At 28.2% G+C, this 238-nt stretch carries 1 pseudogene; it reads right to left on the bottom strand.

What is annotated here, in order from left to right:
* Positions 1 to 77: 77 nt before the first annotated feature.
* Positions 78 to 238 (bottom strand): annotated as a pseudogene (locus F1592_RS13490) (2-amino-4-hydroxy-6-hydroxymethyldihydropteridine diphosphokinase); the annotation flags it as partial.

Below are 238 nucleotides of genomic sequence, written 5' to 3'. Positions count from 1 at the left end.
CCTGTATCACTTTAAAAATATGATCATCAATATTTTCGAATTTCAATAATATTAATTAAATTCATAATTAATAATTCTTAACCTTTATATATCTTCACTGTGTCATCTGGTATGACTAAATCAGAGATACGAGTATTTGAAAGAGGTTCTATTTTTGTTGATGCAATATCATTTAATGGAATTAATACAAAAGCACGTTCACCCATTCGTGTGTGGTGAACTTCAAGGTCATCTTCTT

Origin of the sequence: Staphylococcus sp. GDX7P312P (genome assembly GCF_008385775.1) — a bacterium.
In the GTDB taxonomy this organism is placed as follows: Bacteria; Bacillota; Bacilli; order Staphylococcales; family Staphylococcaceae; genus Staphylococcus; species Staphylococcus haemolyticus.
The sequence above is the reverse complement of the archived record's forward strand: the minus strand, read 5'-3'. Positions and strand labels throughout refer to the sequence as shown.